We start from the raw sequence: 3,310 nt of genomic DNA, 5'->3' as shown, positions 1-3,310 counted from the left end.
GGCTGGCATGTGGGACTGATCGCAAGAGCACAACGCGGCCAGTGGGTTGAAGATGAGCGTCGAGTGCTTCGCTTGCTTCTCCGTCATCGCTTTCCACGCGAAAACAAAATCGACGGCCGAAGGCGGCGATGGCTCGGTCTCGTGACTGGGCACGTACACGGACAAGAGTGGGAATGGCGCGGCTCTCGGGTACCGTATCGCAGTACAGCTGCAGGAATCGGTACTCGGTTACAACCGTAAGGGGAGTTCAGGCTGTAGCTCGGGCGGGTCACGAGCGACTGGGGAACATGGTCCTGACAGTGAATTTGATTTCGCCATTTACTATCGCGGAAGAACCTCAACACATACGCGCATTGTGGACGAATCGCTTGCACGCTTGGCGGCTCGGGGAGAGTGGGTTTTGAACGAAATTGCATGTTCAGGCCGCGATACACCAACTCCTCGAAGTGTCCGTATAAGTCAGGGCAAGCGTTGCTGAGTTTTTGCGAGTCCCATATAATGCAAATAAGAGGTGTGCCGATGCCTGGGCAAGATACGATCATGAAGTTTTTAACGCGTTCTTTGTCAGGTGGCGCTCTGCAGGTGTTGGGCGTACACGGTGTAGAGTTAGCCGAGCCCTTGCCTACGGAGTTGCCGTCGAATACACTGCGGATCGACAAGGCGTGGCGGATGCGAGACGGACGAGTGTTCCACTTGGAATTCCAGAGCACGCGAGAACCGACGTTGCATCGCTTTTTGGAATACGATGCCCGGTTGGCGCGTCAGCATTTCGCGCAGGTTCGAACGGTGGTATTGTATCATGCTAATATCCAGAGCGCTCCAAGCGAGCTGGACATTGGGACGGCAATGTACCGGGTCGAAAACGTCTTCCTGTCAGATTTAAACGGTGATGCGGCGCTGAAAGAAGTCGAAGAACATCTACGAATCGGGCAATGGGAGCCAGGTGACCGGTTGCGGTTGGCCTTGGCGCTCAATATGAACGTGCGAAGTGTTTCTACAGCGTTTGAGCGGGTTTTGGAACTTGTGCCTGCAGTGCCGGACGAGACCGAACGGGATCTGGTCGTGAGCGCCATTCTGGCACTTGGAGACCAATCGCTGAACGATCAACAACGGACTCGTTTGCGAAAGGAGCTAAGAAAGGTGTCCAAGATCGTAGAGGAACTTTACGAAGAAGGCCGTCAGGAAGGCCGTCAGGAAGGCGAACATCTAAAGGCTGTTCAAGTGGCCGAAAAGATGTTCCGCAAGGGCGCTTCGCTGTCGGATGTGATAGACATCACGGGCCTGTCAGAGCAAGAAGCGGAGGAAATCCGCCGAAAATTGATGAACTGATACAGCAAACAAGCCGACCGAGGTCAATGTGGCCCCGGCCGGCTTGTTCGTTTCCGTTCACGCTTTGTACATCACCATTCTTACCTGTTCATTGCATACGCATCCGTCTGAATATAATGCGTCCCGGATTTTTCGCAGGCTTTTGCTTTGGATGTTCATGCGATACGAGTTGCGCACTTTCAGTACACTCGTATTTTTTGCTCTCAGCTCCACGAGAAAATCATGGCACGGAGGAACGAGGGGGCCTGAAATGGTCAAGCGGAATCGTCCAGGAGTTGTGATACGAAAATGGCTATGGGTGTCGATGTACCCTCGCACAAAGTCTACGGTTGGCCGAAATGGATAGCCTGATTCACATTCGTGTTCAAACACAAGCGAAAAGTCATCGTCGTAATAGCGCAGATACAAGCTTGGTTAGGCCTTTTTCGCCAGGTATATCGCCGTCTATTGGAAGAATGAGCGTATGAACACAAAACCCCTCCTGCGGGCTAATAATCTGAAAATTTGGAAACTTATCTTTCCGCCAACCATAAGACTCGCCACTACTACTCCACGCCCGAACACGCCCCTAGGGGGCTCAGGAAGGCCCGGAGACGCGCTTTCACACCATCGGCAAAATCGGGGGAAAGCCACCCGAGGCCGAAAGCTTCTCTGAGAGCCTCCTGCGCGTCCCCGATCATAATATTTCGTCATTTTTCTTCCCAGACCCCTCAATCTCGCTCCGCGTCCCTCGCCCTTAAGTCGATCACCGGCCCGGGACAATCGAACCGGTACAGATGGGCGGAGATAAACTTTCTCCTCGGCAGCGAGAAAAACGCCGCCCCTCGACCTGAACCGGGAAGTCCGACGAAGTCGTAGACCCATCCCCGAGCTGACCCGAGGAATTCTTCCCCCAAGCAAACACCCGGCCATCGTTCGTCAGCGCCAGGCTGTGATTGCCACCCGCTGCCACAGCGACCGCCACGGTCGAGGCCGTGGTCAACCCCTGAACCTGAACAGCCGACAAAGCGCTGTTGGTCGTCCCATCTCCAAGCTGACCATATGAGTTTGCCCCCCACGCGAACACCCGGCCATCTGACGTGAGAGCTAGACTGTGGTACGCGCCCGCCGCCACGGCTTGAATCGTGGAATCGGTGGCCAGCCCCTGTACTGCAACAGGCGTCGACGAATCGGCCGATCCGCCGTTGCCGAGCTGACCAAAGGCGTTCCAACCCCAGGCGACAACTGCACCCCCTTGGGTCAACGCCAGAGTGTGGCCGTCTCCGGCCGAGATCTGCCTAAACCCTGACATCGTGCCCGCCGGGCCGGGGGTTTCGCGACGTTGGGTCGTTCCATCCCCCAGTTGGCCGTGGCCGTTATTCTCCCAACTCCACACCGTGCCGTCCGACGTGACGACCAACGAATGATTGCCCCCCGCAGCGAGCGCCACTTGACCCAGACTGGCGGCCGATGCGGGCTGTACCGGCCAAAGCGCCCCGGCGACTGAGCAACCACCCACCTGCTCGCCTGTGAACGGACGGGTATCGCCCCCTTCTCCCTGGGCCTATCTGTATTCGGTTGTCAAAACCCATACTTTTCGTTTCTCTCCATTCCTCGCCCTAGACTGGCCCGGCCGCCGAACCCGGACCGCCCGACCTTCATCTGTCGTTCCCGGATGGTCGAGATACCCCATGTCCAGTTGATCCGCATCCCACGTCGGCGGACCGGCTGTATGCCAAGGCCTGCTCGGCCTCCTTTCTGGGAAGGGACCAAGGCTCGGCCAGATTATTAAGAAACCAACTTTAAAACTGGTTAAAAAACGAAAGGGCCCACCTATTTTTTATAAAAAATAGGTGGGCCCCGAACTTGACCCCGCAAACCCGGTCCCTTTTAGTCAATTTTCGCCTTACCCCATGGCCCCTACATCAATAATGATGATGCGCCTGGGCGATGGCCATCGCCTTGTGATGATACGGATGGTGGCCGTGCATCATGTGCGTGA

The 3,310-nt window shown here is 56.1% G+C and carries 4 protein-coding genes; 3 read left to right on the top strand and 1 reads right to left on the bottom strand.

Features of this window, described 5'->3' with window-relative positions; all coding sequences use genetic code 11:
• The 3 genes from K6T64_RS16515 to K6T64_RS16510 form a co-directional block, all read left to right on the top strand.
• On the top strand, positions 1–240 hold a 240-nt coding region (locus tag K6T64_RS16515), incomplete at its 5' end, for a hypothetical protein (RefSeq protein WP_288011265.1).
• Positions 146–478, top strand: a complete 333-nt coding sequence (locus K6T64_RS16990) for a nucleotidyltransferase domain-containing protein (RefSeq protein WP_353737843.1) — start codon at positions 146–148, stop codon at positions 476–478. The genes K6T64_RS16515 and K6T64_RS16990, both read left to right, overlap by 95 nt.
• Before the next feature lie 41 nt (positions 479–519).
• On the top strand, positions 520–1,329 hold the full coding sequence (locus tag K6T64_RS16510) for an RpnC/YadD family protein (RefSeq protein ID WP_288011263.1): 810 nt from the start codon (positions 520–522) through the stop codon (positions 1,327–1,329).
• A gap of 745 nt (positions 1,330–2,074) precedes the next feature.
• On the opposite strand, the gene K6T64_RS16505 is transcribed toward K6T64_RS16510, so the two are convergent.
• Positions 2,075–2,827 carry an RCC1 domain-containing protein gene (locus K6T64_RS16505; RefSeq protein ID WP_100667520.1) on the bottom strand — a complete coding sequence of 251 codons (753 nt, stop codon included), beginning with the start codon at positions 2,825–2,827 and terminating at the stop codon, positions 2,075–2,077.
• Between the last annotated feature and the right edge of the window lie 483 nt (positions 2,828–3,310).

This window comes from Kyrpidia sp., from assembly GCF_023512215.1.
Taxonomy (GTDB): domain Bacteria; phylum Bacillota; class Bacilli; order Kyrpidiales; family Kyrpidiaceae; genus Kyrpidia; species Kyrpidia spormannii.
The sequence above is the reverse complement of the archived record's forward strand: the minus strand, read 5'-3'. Positions and strand labels throughout refer to the sequence as shown.

What these genes read in the sequence shown, in the direction of transcription:
- K6T64_RS16510 (WP_288011263.1), top strand. Translation starts at nt 520, where the DNA reads ATGCCTGGGCAAGATACGATCATGAAGTTTTTAACGCGTTCTTTGTCA.